The organism is Halobacillus andaensis (assembly GCF_014636475.1).
Taxonomy (GTDB): domain Bacteria; phylum Bacillota; class Bacilli; order Bacillales; family Halobacillaceae; genus Halobacillus_A; species Halobacillus_A andaensis.
Window position 1 is genome coordinate 131,106 of record NZ_BMEL01000001.1, and the last position, 18,617, is coordinate 149,722.

The following is an 18,617-nucleotide window of genomic DNA, read 5'->3' on the forward strand; positions in this document are numbered from 1 at the left end:
ATAAGACGTCGTAGAAAACCTTTCAGGCATTGGAAGCTTATATTTTCATGCCTGGGAGGATTTTCATTTTTATGAAGTTTACCTTGAATTATGGAGAAAAAACAGTGAGAATATAAGGAATAGACTAATTTGCGAGGAGTGCTTTATGTGTCACATCCATCATCTACTATTGCTGATATTGAAAAAGAATTAAGGTACATAGCAGGAATTATCAAACAGAAGGGTAGAGAGATTTTAGACCATTATCCGATTACTGCCCCTCAGTTCGTTGCGCTCCAATGGTTATTAGAAAAAGGCGATCTAACGATTGGAGAACTTTCTAATCACATTCATTTAGCGTGCAGCACAACGACAGATTTAGTAGATCGAATGGAGAAGAATGCTTTAGTTGAACGTGTGCGTGATCCTAAAGATCGCCGCGTCGTCCGTATTCACGTTTTAAATAAAGGAAAACAAATTATACACGAGGTGATAGAAAAGCGACAAGAGTACCTCCAGGGTGTGCTTAACGACATGCCAAAAGAGGACGTGGAAACACTTAATAAATTATTAAGCCTTTTGCATGAAAATATGTTGGAGACATCTAAGTAGAAACAACAACGAAAAGAGGGGTTGAATTGCGACAGCCAATTGGAGTTATTGATTCAGGCGTCGGCGGACTTACAGTAGCAAGAGAACTAATGAGACAGTTACCTAAAGAAAAGTTTATTTACTTAGGTGATACTCAGCGCTGTCCTTATGGTCCTCGTCCTAAAGAACAGGTGAAACGCTATACGTGGCAAATGGTCCATTATTTATTAGAAAAAGATATTAAAATGTTAATCGTAGCCTGTAATACAGCAACAGCTTATACCCTGCAGGAACTTCAATCGACATTGTCTATACCGGTGATTGGTGTGATTGAGCCGGGTGCACGAGCAGCCATTAAAAGCAGTCAAAACAAACAGATTGGTGTAATTGGGACAGAAGGTACCATAAGCAGTGAAGCTTATCCAAGAACATTAAAAGCGATTGACCATTCTATTTCAGTGGATGGATTAGCTTGTCCTCCTTTTGTTCCCATGATTGAAAACGGTATTTTATCGGGGAATGAAGCTGAAAAGATCGTGGCAGAAACATTACAGCCTTTAAAGAATAAAAATGAGATGGATACATTAATCCTTGGCTGTACCCATTATCCACTCATTAAACATTTAGTCCAAACTGAGATGGGACCAGCTATTCAAGTGATTAGTTCAGGGGAAGAGACAGCCCGGGAAGCGAGTTTAATATTAGCTTATCACGGTTTGCTTGAACAAGGGAATATACTGCCAACCCATGAATTTTACACTACAGGTAATATGGAGAAATTTCGGAACATAGCCAATCGTTGGTTTGAGGCCCCTATTCAAATATTAGAACGTGTTAATCTTGATACAAAGCAAAGCTCCGCTAACTAATGCGGAGTTTTTTATTTGTGCATGGTCTATTCCCACAAATAGCTCGTATATATGATAGTACAAACTATCATGGGAGGGAAAGGCATGAAAACATGGGGGATTAAGCCCTTATCTATTATTGCTTTTATAAGTATTGGGTTGCTGACAGGCTGCCTGTTTGAGGGGGAGCAATCCTTAGAGGAGATGGATGGACCTCCTGAGGAAGAAGCAACCAATACAGAGGTAACTAGCGATAATATGGAGAATGATGAGGGAGAAGACATAGAAGAAGAGACATCAACTACTGTACAAAGAGAGTTATATTTACTTGATTCAAATGGAATGGTCGTTCCTCAAACGCTTGAACTACCAGCGTCTGAAACAGTGGCGGCACAAGCTTTAGAATATTTAGTGAAAGATGGACCAGTAACAGAGTTATTGCCATCAGGTTTTCAAGCCGTCCTTCCAGCTGGTACTCAAATACAAGGAGTGAACCTGAAAGACGATGGCACGATGATCGTAGACGTATCTCAAGAATTTGAAGAATACGAAGCGGAAGAAGAAGAAAAAATTCTTCAAGCGATGACGTATACACTGACACAGTTTGATGGAGTAGATCGGATTAAGCTATGGATAAATGGGCACGAGCAAGAGACAATGCCTGTGAGTGGAACCCCAATTTCTGAAGGGGTTTCCCGCTCTGACGGGATTAACTATCAAGAAAGTTCAGTGAATGATTTAGTCAATAGTGAGCCTGTAACCGTCTACTATCCTTCTCAACAGGATGGACAAGAGGTTTACCAAGTTCCAGTTACTACACGAGTCACTAGTGAAGACGACCTTTACACTTCGGTGGTACAATCGCTACTTAATGGCCCGGAACTTGGTACGTCTCTTTTGCAGCCCTTTAATGCTGGTGCTGAAGTGATGGATACTGAATTAAGTGAAGGTGTGCTGACTGTTTCTTTCAATGAAGCTATGCTGACTGGAGAAGAAACGAAAGCTCTCTCTGAAGAGGCGCTAACCAGCTTAGTCATGAGTCTAACGAATTTACCTGACGTTGAATCCGTTCAAGTCAAAGTTGAAGGTGTAGAAGAAGTTTTGAATGAAGCCGGTGAAGTAATAAGCGAACCAGTAACGTTAAATGATGTGACAAAAGTGAAAGGCTTATAATTTTATTCCTGGAGAGCCACTCTAAAACATAGTGGCTCTTTTTTGATTCTGTAAACCGGAAGTCGATTATGTTAAGATTAGCAAGGATGAACCTTGACTGCATAAGGAGGAAACGTTAATGAGAAGTGACCAAAGAGAAAATAATGACTTAAGAAAAATTACTATAGAGACAGACTATGTAAAACACCCTGAGGGCTCCGTTTTAATTAGCTTTGGGGATACAAAAGTTATATGTAACGCAAGTGTTGAAGATCGTGTACCTCCTTTTCTTCGAGGACAAGGTAAAGGTTGGATTACAGCCGAATACGCTATGCTTCCTAGAGCAACGGAACAAAGAAACATAAGAGAATCATCAAAAGGAAAAGTGTCTGGCCGTACGATGGAAATTCAACGGCTAATTGGTCGTTCCTTACGGGCGGTTGTAGATCTTGATAAAATCGGTGAACGAACGCTGTGGGTAGATTGTGATGTTATTCAAGCTGACGGCGGCACAAGAACAGCATCGATCACTGGTGCGTTTGTGGCCGTGGTTTTAGCATTTGGGAAATTAGTAGATAAAGGCACGATTAAGGAGCTTCCAATACAAGATTATCTAACGGCAATTTCTGTCGGCGTCATTGAAAATGAAAAAGAAATCTTGGACCTTTGTTATGAAGAAGACAGCAAAGCTGAGGTTGATATGAATGTAGTCATGACTGGCAAAGGAGAATTTGTTGAGCTTCAAGGAACAGGAGAAGAAGCCACATTCTCAATGAATCAATTACAAAAAATGCTCTCATTAGCTGAAAATGGGGTAAATGAATTAGTAGGTTTACAAAAAGAAGCGATTGGAAAATGGGCAGAAGTAATCGATCGTAAACAAACTTCCAGCGTAGCAGGTGAATAATTGATGAAGGAACTTGTCGTAGCTACTAAAAACGAAGGTAAAGTGGCAGAATTTCGGTCTATGTTTTCTAAGTATGGAATTGAGGTAAAATCATTATTAGACTTCAATGAACCAATCAAGGACATTGTGGAAGACGGGGATACTTTTGAAGAGAATGCAGCAATTAAAGCTGAAGCTATAGCCTTCCAATATGAAATCCCTGTCGTGGCTGATGACTCTGGATTAGAAATTGATGCTTTAAATGGGGAACCAGGCATTTACTCAGCAAGATATGCCGGCGAAGAGAAAAATGATCAAAAAAACCTTGAGAAGGTACTTAGCCAGATGGAGGGTGTACCAGAAAGTGAACGCACAGCTAGATTCGTTTGTGCGGTAGCTGTCGCTCGTCCAAATCACGAGACATTTGTGAAAAGAGGAACATGTGAAGGGGTAATTGCCAATTGCCCGCGCGGTACTGAAGGATTTGGATACGATCCAATTTTTATTCCTAAAGGATCAAATCGTACGATGGCTGAGCATTCAGCAGAGGAAAAAAATTCGATCAGTCATCGCAAAAATGCTATTGTAAAGATAGAGCAATGGCTGCAACAACTTTCCTAAGAGGTGATCACCATGCCAAAAGTTTTAATTATAAGTGATACTCACGGACTCACTGATGAAATTTCTGAGGTTAAACAACGTCACCAGGACGTAGATGCGATGATCCACTGTGGAGATTCTGAGTTAGATTGGGACTCTAAAGAACTAAAAGGTTTCTACTATGCCAAAGGGAACTGTGATTTTGAAGCTGAAATGGAAAATGAACAAGTTTTTTCGGTAGGGGATGTAACCTTTTTGGTCGTTCATGGTCATTTGCATCAAGTGAAATCCACACTGATGCCTCTATCCTACCGGGCGGAAGAAACGGGCGCCTCTGTCGCATGTTTTGGACACTCCCATATGGCAGGAGCAGAAAAGGTTGACAACAAGCTTTTTATTAACCCGGGAAGTGCCCATCTTCCTCGTGACCGTAAAGAGCCAACCTATGCCATTCTAGAGTGGGAAGACTTAAATAAGGTTAACCTGCAATTTTATCATGTAAACGGCGAACCATTGCCGGAGCTTAAAATGGAAACATCACTTACAGCAAAGAATTAAATTCTTTGCTGTGAGGTTGTTGACAAACAGCTAATAAATTTATATACTTATTCTTGTCCGAAAAAACAGGGCATTACATAATTATTTTACAACACTGCTTCAGCTTCATTTAGAAGAGGTATGAAAGAACATGGCTAATGAAATTTTATTTAATGCGGGTGTAGTTTAATGGTAAAACCTCAGCCTTCCAAGCTGATGACGAGGGTTCGATTCCCTTCACCCGCTCCATTACAATATACATACTATTTTTTGTCCCAGTAGCTCAGCTGGATAGAGCAACAGCCTTCTAAGCTGTGGGTCGCAGGTTCGAATCCTGCCTGGGACGCTAACTCCAAAAACGCTGAATCTCTTGTGTATCAAGGGATTCAGCGTTTTTCTTGTTTTAATATATAAATAGCTTAACACCAATTTTCTGTCCTATACTGGGATTTGATACAATAGAGATAAATTTTTGTGAAAATAAACTAACTATACTATTTAAGGAGATCTATATTTGTGGAAGTTCTTCAAGAGACCAATAGTGATTATTATTATAATAGCTTTAGGAATAGGAATTTTTATTTCTAAAACGGATTTTTCACCTTCAGACCCATTGATTGAAGAGGCGGAGAAGCACATAGGAATTGCACACCGGGAAGGTGGAGCATTCCCGGAGCAAGGCTTTGACAGTTCAGGTTTTGTTCAATACGTCTTTAATGAAGTGCTCGGTTTTATGCTTCCTCGTACTCTAGATCAACAAATGGAACAAGGTAAAGAAGTGAATCGTGAAGACATTGAAGAAGGTGATGTCTTGTTCTTCAGTAAAGATGGTGGAAGCGTTTCTCATTCGGCCATCTATATGGGAGATGATCGGCTTATCCATCCTACCGTTTCAAAAGGAGTAGAAGTAACCCATTTTAATGATAACAGCTATTGGAGCGGCAACTTCATTGAAGCAAGGAGAATATCAGAACCGCCTGATATAGCTGAAGATAACGATATTGTGGCTGTGGCTCAGCAATATCTAGATGTTCCTTATGAATTTGGAGGAGAAACACCAAATGGCTTTGACTGTTCTGGTTTTGTGCAGTATGTGTTTGATGAAGTAAGTGATATTTATCTGCCACGAACTACCGATCAGCAGTGGCAAGCGGGTGAAGAAGTAAATATAGAAGATATACAGCCAGGCGATGTTTTATTTTATAGTGATACGTACCGCGAAGGGATCTCTCATAATGGAATTTATATAGGAGGCGGTCAATTCATCCACGCTTCAAGAACTCAGGAAGTCACGACATCCTACGTGAGTGAAGAATATTGGCAGGAGAAATTCACGGGCGTTAAAAGGTTTAATCAGCTGAAAGTTTCTAGTGACGATCCCGTCGTATCTGAAGCTGCCAGGTACATCGGAGAAGTCCCGTATCAAAGTGGAGGGACAACCCGCGCAGGATTTGATACAGCTGGATTTATTCAATATGTGTTCCGTGAAGCAGAAGGGATCCAACTTCCGCGAACTGCTGATGAGCAGTGGGAAAAGGGCGCACATATTGATAAGGAAGACCTTCAACCAGGAGACCTCGTGTTTCTCGAAGCCACTCATTTAAATCCTGCAATTTATGTTGGAAATCATCAAGTCGTTCACGTGACGCCAGATGATGGTGTGACAGTGACGAATATCGAAGCTAGCAATTACTGGGGACCGAAGTTTTTTGGTGCGAAACGAGTGGAAAAATGAGTAAGGTCTCTCGTCAAAATTTACGAACTCCCCTAAAAATGCTGAATCCTTAAAAAGGTTCAGCATTTTTTTATATTGTAAAACTAATTAAGGTGATCGGGTAATATAGTGTAAATAGAGGAGGGGGAAGCCTGATCATTATCTTCGAGCAAACGAGTCATGTTAACTGGTGGGCAATTGCAGGATCAATCGCTTCGGTTTTGGCGGCAATTGTTGCAGTGATTACGGTGTGGTTTCAAAAGTATAAATACGATAAGGAAAGAAAACCTATAATTTCTCCCTTGGTAAAGAAGTATGAATTAACCATTGTAGACATATTAACGGATTGGGAGACTCGTCGTAAAGTAGATAAGAAGTGGTCAGAGATTACTTTTCAACTTAAAAACTTTGGTAAAGAGCCAGTTATTGATATGAACTATAGGTATTCATTTAAAAACTACGAAATCATTAAAACTTACCTTAAGAATATCCAATTAAATAATGAATGTAACTTAGAACTCAAAGAACCGACGTTCATTAAAAGAAAAAAAGAGTTACTTTTAAAAGAGGCATCATTAACCGGTATTGACGGGGAAATGAAAATTAATTATAAGATTAGCAGGCCTATTTTAAATGGAAATCCTATTAGTCCTGAGAAAGAGATCGAGGTGAACCTGCCCAGTTACTTTATTATTCTAACTAATTTTTTACTAAAAAACCCTAACAGTAGATTGGATTTTTTCTCTTTATCAAGTATTCCTTTTCCAAAGTTAGAGTTAACGATTTATTGTAAAGACACGGATCAAAGGATTTGGATGACCGTTTATGAATTATATTGGGATAGTAGAATGAGCAGTTCATTAGGTATTAACGGCGGCCATTATCAACTGATATTAAATTCAAAACATACTTTTACGAAGAAAATGAAAAAGAGGAATATCTTTCTAATAAGTTAACAAAAGAAGACAAACCAAATTTTAACGTTTGAATTGTCTTCTTTATATTTTTTAAATGATTGCCGGATTATCGTTCGACCTGATTTTCATGAAGCCTCTTACCGCGACATAGGTATAGAGTAAGATATCAACCCTAAGGAGAATAGACATGAAAGTTCTCTATAAAAAAATGATGGCTATCGTTGTAGGGAGTTTGCTCTTATCTGTAGGAATCAATTTATTTCTCATTCCTGATCGAGTGTTAGACGGAGGAGTGATCGGGCTTGGATTAATCGCAAACTATATGTGGAATATAAAAGTAGGCTTTACGATTATTTGTATTAGTTTTCCGATCTTTATGCTGGCATGGTTTAATTTTCGTTCTTACTTCTATAACAGCTTACATGGATTATTAATTTCGTCTTTTCTCATAGACTTTTTTAGCAATGTGAGAGCTTATCACTTTCCATTAGATCCTGCCATAAGTTCTATTATTGGCGGGATATTCGTCGGAGGTGGTATCGGATATATGCTGAGACATCAGACAAGCACTGGTGGAACAGATTTACTCGCTCAAATGATTGCCAAGCTTTTTAAACTCAATGTTGGTTTCGTTATATTATTTATCGATTTGGCTGTGATCATAGCAGGAGGTTACTTGTTTTCCGCTCAAACTTTAATGTTATCAATTATTACTATTTCTAGTGTGGCACTAACAACAATGCTAATCACATCTAATAAAGTAACATCTCTTTTCACTCATTTTGGGTAACAGGTTTAGAAAAGTGTGGTGAAATGAAATGAAGCGACGTTATGTGCTATAATTGCCGCAATACATACTTCGAAGATAGTAGAGAAAAAGAGGCGTCTAGATCGACGCCTCTTATCTGTTCTATATTTATTAGGGGGGGTACGTTAATAGCTGTTCGGCCTCCTATTTTAATATACGGGTGTCCACGAAAATTTATATTTGAATTTGTGAGTTTTCGTTTAATGGTGGACCAATTGGATAGAATAAATGGGTGATGGTAAAGAAAATAGGAAGGGTGTCTTATGGAAAAACATAACGGGGATATTGTATTGTTCCCAAAATGGAAATCGACATTAGAAAACACTGGATTTCAAGCGGTTAAAGAAAAAAGGTATAAAGATGCCGTGGAAAGTTTTGTACCACTTGTAGAACACCAAGTAGCTAATCATGAGGTTATTACAGGGCTGCTAATGAGTTGGATTGAATTAGGTAATTATGCGGAAGCTGAAGATTTGTGTCAAGAACAGATGAAAAATGAAGAAGATCATTATTATGAGTATCTACATATATATATTACGATTTTGTTCCAGTCTAATCGTTATCGAGAATTAGTTGATCTAATAGACGAAGTATTTGAGACAGAAGATGTTCCGACTCAGAACAGAACACAGTTATGGCAGATGTATGAAGTGACGAAAAAGCTTCTGCAAGATGTACATAAAAAAGAGAGTGATCAGCTCATCGATGAGTTGAAAAAGGCTATGGAGAAAGGTGACCTTCACAAACAATGGGTAGCTGTTAACCAGTTGAAGAAGCAGCCTTTACCTTCAGATTTAACGTCCTTTCAAGAGTGGCTGGTTGATGAGAAAGTACATCCGATTATAAAGACAGGGATTGTTTTCTGGCTAAGAGATGAGGGGTTTTCAGAAGAAGTAGCTATTCAAAAATTTGGTCATCAAGTGAGAATATCTCCTTCTAAATTAAACAGCTTTCAATCTGATTATATTATTCAGCAAATAAAAATGAGACTGGGTTCTATAGAACAAAGCAATCCAACGATGTTTAAATTGATCAATGATTTGTTAAAACATTATTGTTATGTCAGATACCCACTATTTCCTTCTGAAGAAGAAGTCGATAATATTGTTGAAGCGTTGAAGCAGTTAGGTCATGATTATCTTCAATTACCTTATGAGGCACAAGATAATATGCCAGAAGTAGCTAGATATAAGGAAGAAATTGAACTTTGTGAGCAGCATTATATGATTCTAATAGGGGAGTAATCCTTTTTTCATTAAGTTTTTGCTCGTAGCTATAGGACAATTGTTGAAAGCACGTTACATTATGTTATAATGTAATGGTTGCAAATGAGATTCGTTGAAAATAGAATCATAGAAACAATCATTGATCGTCATTTGGCGAACAGGAAATTATAGATGTTGGAGGGAATTTTTTATGTCAGCAAAGTGGGAAAAAAAAGAAGGTAACCAGGGGACACTTACTGTAGAAGTGCCTGCTGAAGATTTTAACAAAGCCTTAGACGAAGCATTTAAAAAGGTAGTAAAACAGGTTCAGGTACCAGGATTCCGTAAAGGGAAAGTACCTCGTAAACTATTTGAACAGCGTTTTGGTGTAGAATCCCTTTATCAAGATGCGATTGATATCGTACTTCCAAAAGCTTACTCCGATGCTGTAGAAGAAACTGGAATTGAGCCAGTTGATCGTCCAGAAGTTGATGTAGAGCAAATTGAAAAAGGTCAACCCCTTGTATTCACAGCTGATGTTATTGTAAAACCTGAAGTGAAGCTTGGAGACTACAAAGGCCTTACGTATGAAGAACAAAGCACAGAAGTTACAGATGAAGATGTAGAGAATGAACTTAAACAACAGCAAGAACGCCAGGCTGAACTAGTCGTTAAGGAAGACGGAAAAGTTGAAGATGGCGATACAGTCGTTATGGATTTTGAAGGCTTCGTTGATGGAGAAGCATTCGAAGGCGGCCAAGCAGATAACTACTCTCTAGAAATCGGTTCTGGATCTTTCATCCCTGGTTTTGAAGAGCAGCTTATCGGTAAAGCAACTGGTGAAGAAGCAGACGTTCAGGTAACATTCCCTGAAGAGTACCATGCAGAAGACCTTGCTGGTAAAGAAGCTACTTTCAAAGTTAAAATTCACGAAGTTAAAGGGAAAGAACTTCCTGAGCTTGACGACGAATTTGCTAAAGATGTGGACGAAGAAGTTGAATCTTTAGATGAACTTAAAAAGAAAACACGTGAACGTTTAGAAGAGCAGAAGAAAACAGATGCTGAAAATCAAAAACGTGACACACTTGTTCAAAAGGCTTCTGAAAATGCAGAAGTTGAAATTCCGCAAGCTATGGTTGATACAGAGCTTGACCGCATGGTTAGTGAATTTGAACAACGTCTTCAAATGCAAGGCATGACAAAAGACATGTACTTCCAGTTTACTGGTCAAGACGAAGATGCTTTACGCGAGCAAATGCAAGAAGACGCTGGCAAGCGTGTGAAGACAAACTTAACTCTTGAAGCTATTGCTGAAGCTGAGAATGTTGAAGCAAATGAAGAAGACGTTAACGCTGAGCTAGAAAATATGGCTTCTATGTACCAAACAGATGTTGCTCAGCTAACTCAAATGCTAGGTGGCAATACAGATATGGTGAAAGAAGATCTTAAAGTACGTAAAGCAATCGACGTACTAGCGGAAAATAGTAAAGCTGAATAATAAGTTTAGAAGACAAGGGAGCAATTGCCCCTTGTCTTCTCCTATATTTTTCATTCCTTATGTAAGATGAATGAATCTCTCTTGTTTTTACATATACTAATCATGTACCTATTATTTGACTTATAGTCCATATGTCTACATAATGAGGTTGATGTAATAGTAAACGCACACCTCTATATAGGTATTGCTTTTTTGTTTTTAGTTAATCTGGTATGATGGGCAAAAGACACGAATGCACAGCAGCCAAGATTGATTTCGTAGTCGCAGCTATTGCGTCATTTTATAAAGGGGTGAATGGTATGTTTAAATTTAATGAAGAAAAAGGTCAGCTTAAGTGCTCATTTTGCGGAAAAAGCCAAGAACAAGTTCGTAAGTTAGTAGCTGGTCCTGGCGTTTATATATGTGACGAGTGTATTGAATTATGTACAGAAATTGTAGAAGAAGAGCTGGGAAATGAAGAGGAAGTGGAATTTAAAGAAGTTCCAAAACCTCAAGAAATCCGCAGTATCTTAAATGATTACGTTATTGGTCAGGATCAAGCGAAAAAGAACTTATCTGTGGCCGTTTATAACCACTATAAGCGTATTAATTCTGGAGTTAAAAATGATGATGTAGAACTTGCAAAAAGTAACATTCTTATGCTTGGACCAACGGGTAGCGGTAAAACATTACTTGCTCAGACATTGGCCCGCATTTTAAATGTTCCTTTTGCCATTGCAGATGCCACATCATTGACAGAAGCTGGTTATGTTGGTGAAGATGTAGAGAATATTCTTCTAAAACTTATCCAAGCAGCAGATTATGATGTAGAAAAAGCAGAAAAAGGTATTATTTATATCGATGAAATTGATAAGGTTGCTCGTAAGTCCGAGAACCCTTCAATCACTCGTGATGTTTCAGGTGAGGGTGTTCAACAAGCATTGCTCAAAATTCTTGAAGGCACGCAAGCCAGTGTGCCGCCTCAAGGAGGAAGAAAGCATCCTCATCAAGAATTTATTCAAATCGATACGACAAATGTACTCTTCATCGTTGGGGGAGCGTTTGATGGTATCGAACAAATTATTAAGCGTCGTTTAGGTAAGAAAGTTATCGGCTTTGGCGCGGGTCAAACGGACGTAGAGGCAGAGAAAAGTGAGCTTCTTACTAAGGTGCTTCCAGAGGATCTGTTAAGCTATGGCCTTATTCCGGAATTTATTGGACGTCTGCCGGTCATTGGAAGCCTTGAACAATTAGATGAGGAAGCCCTTGTTGAGATTCTAACTGCACCGAAAAACGCTCTCGTTAAACAGTATCAGAAGCTTCTTCAGATTGACCACGTAGAATTAGAATTTGAAGAAGATGCATTACGTGAAATTGCACGTCTGGCGATTGAACGTAAAACGGGAGCACGTGGATTGCGTTCCATTATTGAAGGTATTATGCTTGACGTGATGTATGAACTGCCTTCTCGTGATGATATTGAGAAATGTATTATTACGAAGGATACCGTCAAAGAAGAGAGCAGTTATCCAAAGTTAATTCTAACGGACGGAACAGTGGAAGATGAGAATAAAGAAACTCCGAAAGAAAGTGCTTAAACAGCCTACTTTTAGGGCAATTTAATCTTTATTTAAAAACCGCGCTGCGAATAATTGTAGCGCGGTTTCTGTTTTACATAACTGTTTTGTTGGCATGATAATGTTACTGCGTGTTTATAATAAAACTAAGCTTCATTAAAGAAATTGCAGGCTTTAGGCCTATTCCTTACGTTTTACTTTCTCATTAGATTTCTATATGATTAACTTACAATTCGCATTATTTGGAGGTGCACACATTGTCTGAAAAACATAATATTAAGCTTCCCCTCCTTCCTCTAAGAGGTCTTTTAGTGTACCCTTCGATGGTACTGCACCTTGATGTAGGTCGAGATAAATCTGTCAATGCACTAGAACAAGCCATGATCGAAGATAATCAAATTTTTCTTGTATCTCAAAAAGAAGTAAATATTGATGATCCTTCAATTAGTGATATGTACGAAATTGGTACTGTAGCACGTGTGAAGCAAATGGTAAAGCTCCCTAACGGTACAAATCGAGTGTTGGTCGAAGGTCTTTTTCGAGCAACTGTTGACCATATCCAAGAAGGCGAGACATACTACGAAGCTGATATTACGAAGCTGGAAGATATCCACGAAGATCGAAATGAAGAAGAAGCCCTTATGCGTACGCTTCTTAGCCAGTTTGAGCAATATGTCAAAGTGTCTAAGAAAGTAAGTAAAGAAACGTATAATACTGTAGCGGATGTTGAATCACCTGGACACTTGGCTGATTTAATTACTTCTCATTTACCTATTAAAATTAAGGATAAACAGAAAGTTCTCGAAACACCGCACGTGAAACAGCGTTTGAAACACTTAATTGAATTGATTGGTAATGAAAGAGACGTACTTCAAATCGAACAAAAGATTGGCCAGCGTGTGAAGAAGTCTATGGAGAAGACACAAAAAGAATATTACCTTCGTGAACAGATGAAGGCCATTCAAAATGAATTAGGCGATAAAGACGGAAAAACAGGTGAAGTCAGCGAGCTTCGTGAAAAAATTCAAGAAGCACAAATGCCTGAGCGTGTACTCAAAGTAGCAGAAAAAGAGTTGGGTCGATACGAAAAAGTACCTCAAAGCTCTGCGGAAAGCTCAGTTATTCGTAACTACATTGAATGGCTGGTTTCTTTGCCTTGGGTCCAAGAAACCGAAGACAACTTAGATGTCAATCATGCGGAAACTATTCTTGATGAGGATCATTATGGATTAGAAAAAGTTAAAGAACGTGTATTAGAGTATTTGGCAGTTCAGCAGCTGACTCAATCCATTAAAGGACCAATTTTATGTTTAGTAGGCCCTCCAGGTGTGGGAAAGACATCGTTAGCGAAATCGATAGCTCGAGCCATTAACCGTAAATTTGTAAGGATTTCTCTTGGCGGGGTGCGTGACGAGGCTGAAATTCGAGGTCATAGAAGGACGTACATTGGAGCCATGCCGGGTCGAATTATTCAAGGAATGAAACGGGCAGAGACCATCAATCCTGTATTTTTACTTGATGAAATTGATAAAATGGCGAGCGACTTCCGTGGGGATCCATCTTCAGCGATGCTGGAAGTGTTAGATCCGGAGCAAAATAGCACGTTTAGCGATCATTTTATTGAAGAACATTACGATTTATCTAACGTCATGTTTGTTGCCACAGCAAATACAATGACTTCCATACCTGGCCCTCTCCTGGATCGTATGGAGGTTATATCAATTGCTGGGTATACAGAAGTGGAAAAGCTTCACATTGCGAAAGAACATTTGCTTCCAAAACAAATTAAAGAAAACGGATTAACGAAAAGTAAGGTTCAATTTAAAGATGAAGCCTTATTAAAATTAATTCGGATGTATACGCGGGAAGCCGGCGTGCGTAATTTAGAACGTCAGTTAGCCGGTGTGTGCAGGAAAGCGGCTAAAATCATCGTCTCAGGGCAGAAAAAGCGCGTTGTCGTCACAGAGAAGCAGCTAGAAGAGCTTATAGGACGTCCTAAGTTCCGTTATGGTCAGGCAGAGCTTGAGGATCAAATAGGGGCTGCTACAGGCCTTGCTTACACAGCTGCTGGCGGAGATACATTATCTATTGAAGTCTCCATTTATCCAGGCAAAGGAAACCTTACGCTTACAGGTAAGCTAGGAGACGTGATGAAGGAATCAGCTCAAGCTGCCTTTAGCTATATACGATCTCGAGCAGACGACTTGAAAATTGACCGTGACTTTGTTGAAAAAAATGATATTCATATTCATGTGCCAGAAGGAGCGACACCAAAAGATGGTCCCTCTGCAGGGATTACAATGGCTACCGCTTTAGTTTCAGCCTTAACAGGCAGAGCTGTGAAAAAGGAAGTTGGAATGACAGGTGAGATTACACTCCGTGGCCGCGTTCTCCCTATTGGCGGACTAAAGGAGAAATCGTTAAGTGCTCACCGAGCTGGTTTATCAAAAATCATTATTCCGTCAGATAACGAAAAAGATTTAGAAGATATTCCTGAAAGTGTCCGTGAGGGGCTTACTTTCATCCCTGTTAAACATTTAGATGAAGTTCTTGAGCAAGCATTAACGGAGAATGGCTATGAAGGTTAATCATGCTGAGATTATTATTAGCGCTGCAAGTAAAAAACAATATCCTAATGAGCCCATTCCAGAGATTGCCCTCGCAGGTCGCTCAAATGTTGGGAAATCATCCTTTATTAATAAAATGATTCAACGAAAAAATTTGGCGAGAACTTCCTCTAAACCTGGAAAGACACAAACATTGAATTTCTATCGTATCAACGAGAAGTTTCATTTCGTTGATGTGCCAGGTTATGGTTATGCTAAAGTGTCAAAGAAAGAACGTGCCAAATGGGGAAAGATGATGGAGGAATATTTTGCAGAGCGTGAGCAGTTACGTGCGACTGCTCTTGTGATTGATATTCGTCATAAACCTACTGAAGATGATTGTATGATGTACGACTACCTAAAACACTTTGATTTGCCTGTCATGGTAATCGCTACGAAGCTTGATAAGATCAAAAAAGGACAGCGTAATAAGCAAATCCAGTTGATCTCCACTACCCTTGAAATGGAAGAGGAAGATCAGCTAATCCCGTTCTCATCTGAAACCGGGGAAGGAAAGGATTTGGCTTGGAGATCTATGCTGTCTCATTTAGAGTTATAAGCAGCACCACTCCTTAAGGGGTGGTGCTTTTTCAGGAGGTTATTCGTATGAGTGAGAAAATACTTGAAGTAAGGGGCTTATATAAGTCATTCGGTGATTTGCAGGTACTGCAGAACATAAATTTCTCAGTACAGCAGAATGAAGTCGTCTGTTTAATTGGAGCTAGTGGTTCCGGTAAAAGTACATTACTAAGGTGCTTGAATTTTTTAGAAATAATGGACAGCGGTGAAGTGATCCTCCAAGGGAAACAAGTTAATCCTAACAAAGATCGTTTAAATAAAATCAGGCAAAATATAGGAATGGTGTTTCAACAATTTAATTTATTTCCCCACAAAACCGTGATTGAAAATGTAACAGAAGCACCTATACACATAAAAAAAGTGAAAAAGAAACAAGCAGAAGAAGATGGAGAAGCTCTTTTAAGAAAGGTAGGTTTAAGAGAGAAAGCCTATGAGTACCCTTCAAGGTTGTCGGGAGGCCAACAGCAGAGGGTCGCTATTGCACGAGCACTCGCCATGAAACCAGAAGTTATGCTGTTCGATGAACCAACTTCTGCCCTAGACCCCGAACTTGTCGGCGAAGTTCTCCAAACGATTAAGACTCTGGCGAAAGAAGGGATGACCATGGTTGTGGTTACTCATGAGATGGGATTTGCGAGAGAGGTAGCTGATCGAGTTGTTTATATGCATGAAGGGAAAATAGTAGAAGAAGGTAGTCCTCTAGAAATATTCGAAGATCCAAAAGAAGAACGCACAAAATTGTTTTTACGTTCGATGTTATAAAAATGAAGCTGCGTAATTACCGCAGCTTTTTTTATAACCCATCCATACAGATCGTAAAAATGAAAGGTTTCCTTGCGTTAGGAAGAGTAAAGGATTGGGGAAACGATTTGCTTTCCGTGACCATATACGACGTACCGGACTTAATTGAACTTAGGTCCTTTTCTCTAGTAAAAAATGAAGGAACTGTATGATCATGTTTACATGGGTATAACATTTTTTGACAGCGTGAATGAGCTTCATTATAGCAGCTGATTTTTTTAAGAACGCTTCTTTAACAGATAAATTCCTAAGATAACTAATACAATTGGCCAGAACTGTTCAATCCAGCTAATAAGAGTGTAAATGAAGCTGAACCAGCTGGGATTAGAAGTGGAAAACAATCCAAATCCAGCTAAACCTAATAACACTAGAGCAGGAAGGATCCCGGATTTTGTTTTTATGTACTTCAATAAAAAAGCAAAGCCGACGATCATAGGATAAATCGCCCAATGATCGATCCAAAAAGAATAACGGTCCTTACTGTGAAAATGAAGTCCTAACCCGAGTAAAATAACCCCGGCTATAATATTTGAATAGTCTTTCGTCAGGTAACTATGTAGTAGGAACGCTGCTCCAATTATGATTAAGATGGTGGGCCATGAGTAAAAAGCACTGAAATAGGGTATATTTAATTGGCGAAGAAGAAAATATATTCCTAAACCAATTAATAGGTAGCCGGCAAAAGCATTTTGTTTTTTCATTGTTAAAATCCTCCAACAGTACATACTTTCGGTTGCTTATCTTGCGCAATTCGGCATGATTTGATATATTACAGACGGGTTATAATTTATACTCGTTCTAATTTGAAAATAATTTAATAAATATTAATAATTTAAGATAAATATATCCTAACATAAGGATTTCAAAATCTGTTCATATTTTTCTCTTAGAATAGTGAATGCTCATGTTATAATAAGTGATATGTGATTAGATAGGAACGTTGAGATGGGGTGGATGGAATGCATATTTTAACAATAGGCCTAAATTTTAAAACAGCCCCTGTGGAAATTCGAGAAAAGCTTACATTTTCCGAAGAGCAGCTTCCAGAGGCGATGAAGGACTTGAATCGTCAAAAAAGTGTGCTCGAAAATGTAATTATATCTACCTGCAATCGTACGGAGATTTACGCAGTGGTGGATCAGCTTCATACTGGACGTTACTATATTAAACAATTCTTAGCAGACTGGTTTGATATAGATAAAGAAGATTTCTCTCCATTTCTTACGATTTATGAAGCAGATGGAGCAATGGAACATTTATTCCGTGTAACGTCTGGTCTTGATTCCATGGTGCTTGGTGAGACGCAAATTTTAGGTCAGATTAAGCAAGTCTTTCATAAGGCGCAGCAGGTTAATACGAGCGGGACAATTTTTAACCAGTTGTTCAAGCAGGCTATTACGATGGCTAAGAAAGGCCACAAAGATACAGGGATCGGTGAAAATGCTGTATCCGTTAGTTATGCGGCTGTAGAGTTAGCACGTAAAATATTTGGCGATCTTGTTCATAAGCACATTGTCATCATTGGTGCTGGTAAGATGGGCGAGCTTGCTGCGAAGAACTTACATGGTTCTGGAGTAAAAAAAGTTACAGTAATGAACAGAACGTTATCAAAAGCCCAAGTGGTTGCTAAACAATTTAATGGACAAGCTACAACAATGGAAGACCTTAATCATGTATTAAGGGATGCTGATATCGTGATTAGTTCTACTGGTGCTTCCGATTATGTTCTGACGAAAGAACAAATGGAACCTATTCATAAAAGCCGTAAAGGTAAGCCGCTTTTCTTTGTAGATATTGCGGTTCCACGAGACCTTGATCCTGCAATGGAAAACTTGGATAGCGTGTTTTTATATGATATTGATGATTTACAAGGGATCGTCGATGCAAACTTGGCGGTTAGAAAACAAGCCGCAGAAGAGATTGGATTAATGATCGAAGCGGAAATTGTGCAGTTTAAAGAATGGCTTCAAACGATTGGGGTCGTTCCGGTAATTTCTGCCCTGCGTGCAAAAGCATTGAACATTCAATCAGAAACCATGGAGAGCATTGAGCGGAAGATGCCAGATTTAACAGAGCGGGAAAAGAAAGTATTGCGCAAGCATACGAAAAGCATTATCAATCAAATGCTGAAGGAACCGATTCTTCAAGCTAAAGAATTAAGCGCTAAACCTGAAGCTGAAGAATCTTTACGCTTGTTCACTCAAATCTTTGGTATTGAGGAAGAAGTAGAAAAGGAACTGCAAGAACAAGAGAAAAAAAACGAGAATATAGCAAAGTCGAATGAAGAAGGAACATTTTCCATTCCCACACTTAGTAAGATTGTGAACTCTTAAGGGTGGA

Annotated in this window: 17 protein-coding genes and 2 tRNA genes; 18 read left to right on the forward strand and 1 reads right to left on the reverse strand. The window is 39.0% G+C overall.

Going from position 1 to position 18,617, the window contains the following annotated elements; translation table 11 throughout:
* Positions 1-147: 147 nt before the first annotated feature.
* The 17 genes from IEV27_RS00650 (at position 148) to IEV27_RS00730 (ending at position 16,238) form a co-directional block, all read left to right on the forward strand.
* Positions 148-591 (forward strand): MarR family winged helix-turn-helix transcriptional regulator, encoded by a 444-nt coding sequence (locus tag IEV27_RS00650; RefSeq protein WP_188375533.1) that lies wholly within the window; start codon positions 148-150, stop codon positions 589-591.
* Positions 592-617: 26 nt separating this feature from the next.
* Complete coding sequence (racE, locus tag IEV27_RS00655; RefSeq protein WP_188375534.1) at positions 618-1,439, forward strand: glutamate racemase; 822 nt, start codon at positions 618-620, stop codon at positions 1,437-1,439.
* An 84-nt stretch (positions 1,440-1,523) separates the two neighbouring features.
* The gene (locus IEV27_RS00660) at positions 1,524-2,591 is read left to right on the forward strand and encodes a GerMN domain-containing protein (RefSeq protein WP_188375535.1); all 1,068 of its coding nucleotides are present in this window, start codon (positions 1,524-1,526) and stop codon (positions 2,589-2,591) included.
* Between the two features lie 118 nt (positions 2,592-2,709).
* Entirely contained in the window at positions 2,710-3,477 is a 768-nt protein-coding gene (gene rph, locus IEV27_RS00665) for a ribonuclease PH (protein ID WP_188375536.1), read from the forward strand.
* A 3-nt stretch (positions 3,478-3,480) separates the two neighbouring features.
* The gene (locus IEV27_RS00670; RefSeq protein WP_188375537.1) at positions 3,481-4,077 is read left to right on the forward strand and encodes an XTP/dITP diphosphatase; all 597 of its coding nucleotides are present in this window, start codon (positions 3,481-3,483) and stop codon (positions 4,075-4,077) included.
* A gap of 12 nt (positions 4,078-4,089) precedes the next feature.
* Positions 4,090-4,614, forward strand: coding sequence for a metallophosphoesterase (locus IEV27_RS00675; protein WP_188375538.1), 525 nt, complete (start codon positions 4,090-4,092; stop codon positions 4,612-4,614).
* Between the two features lie 154 nt (positions 4,615-4,768).
* Positions 4,769-4,842 (forward strand) — tRNA-Gly (locus IEV27_RS00680).
* A 23-nt stretch (positions 4,843-4,865) separates the two neighbouring features.
* A tRNA-Arg gene (locus IEV27_RS00685) sits at positions 4,866-4,939 on the forward strand.
* Positions 4,940-5,134: 195 nt separating this feature from the next.
* A complete protein-coding gene (locus IEV27_RS00690; protein WP_229734780.1) occupies positions 5,135-6,328 on the forward strand; it encodes a C40 family peptidase in 1,194 nt (397 codons plus the stop codon).
* A 200-nt stretch (positions 6,329-6,528) separates the two neighbouring features.
* Positions 6,529-7,263 carry a hypothetical protein gene (locus IEV27_RS00695; protein WP_188375540.1) on the forward strand — a complete coding sequence of 245 codons (735 nt, stop codon included), beginning with the start codon at positions 6,529-6,531 and terminating at the stop codon, positions 7,261-7,263.
* 148 nt (positions 7,264-7,411) lie between these two features.
* Positions 7,412-8,014, forward strand: a complete 603-nt coding sequence (locus IEV27_RS00700) for a YitT family protein (RefSeq protein WP_188375541.1) — start codon at positions 7,412-7,414, stop codon at positions 8,012-8,014.
* A gap of 281 nt (positions 8,015-8,295) precedes the next feature.
* Positions 8,296-9,276 carry a tetratricopeptide repeat protein gene (locus IEV27_RS00705; protein ID WP_188375542.1) on the forward strand — a complete coding sequence of 327 codons (981 nt, stop codon included), beginning with the start codon at positions 8,296-8,298 and terminating at the stop codon, positions 9,274-9,276.
* A gap of 172 nt (positions 9,277-9,448) precedes the next feature.
* Positions 9,449-10,735 carry a trigger factor gene (gene tig / locus IEV27_RS00710; protein ID WP_188375543.1) on the forward strand — a complete coding sequence of 429 codons (1,287 nt, stop codon included), beginning with the start codon at positions 9,449-9,451 and terminating at the stop codon, positions 10,733-10,735.
* Between the two features lie 299 nt (positions 10,736-11,034).
* Positions 11,035-12,312: an ATP-dependent protease ATP-binding subunit ClpX gene (clpX, locus tag IEV27_RS00715; protein ID WP_188375544.1), complete on the forward strand. Its 1,278-nt coding sequence runs from the start codon at positions 11,035-11,037 to the stop codon at positions 12,310-12,312.
* Positions 12,313-12,614: 302 nt separating this feature from the next.
* A complete protein-coding gene (gene lon / locus IEV27_RS00720) occupies positions 12,615-14,879 on the forward strand; it encodes an endopeptidase La (protein WP_373868071.1) in 2,265 nt (754 codons plus the stop codon).
* Positions 14,869-15,456: a ribosome biogenesis GTP-binding protein YihA/YsxC gene (gene yihA, locus IEV27_RS00725; RefSeq protein WP_188375546.1), complete on the forward strand. Its 588-nt coding sequence runs from the start codon at positions 14,869-14,871 to the stop codon at positions 15,454-15,456. Before lon ends, yihA begins: the two co-directional genes overlap by 11 nt.
* Before the next feature lie 47 nt (positions 15,457-15,503).
* Complete coding sequence (locus tag IEV27_RS00730) at positions 15,504-16,238, forward strand: amino acid ABC transporter ATP-binding protein (RefSeq protein ID WP_245345277.1); 735 nt, start codon at positions 15,504-15,506, stop codon at positions 16,236-16,238.
* A 257-nt stretch (positions 16,239-16,495) separates the two neighbouring features.
* Here the strand turns inward: IEV27_RS00730 and IEV27_RS00735 are convergent, their stop codons facing one another.
* Positions 16,496-16,978 carry a LiaI-LiaF-like domain-containing protein gene (locus IEV27_RS00735; protein ID WP_188375547.1) on the reverse strand — a complete coding sequence of 161 codons (483 nt, stop codon included), beginning with the start codon at positions 16,976-16,978 and terminating at the stop codon, positions 16,496-16,498.
* A 258-nt stretch (positions 16,979-17,236) separates the two neighbouring features.
* Here IEV27_RS00735 and hemA point away from each other — a divergent pair, with 258 nt between their 5' ends.
* The gene (gene hemA / locus IEV27_RS00740) at positions 17,237-18,610 is read left to right on the forward strand and encodes a glutamyl-tRNA reductase (protein WP_188375548.1); all 1,374 of its coding nucleotides are present in this window, start codon (positions 17,237-17,239) and stop codon (positions 18,608-18,610) included.
* Positions 18,611-18,617: the final 7 nt, after the last annotated feature.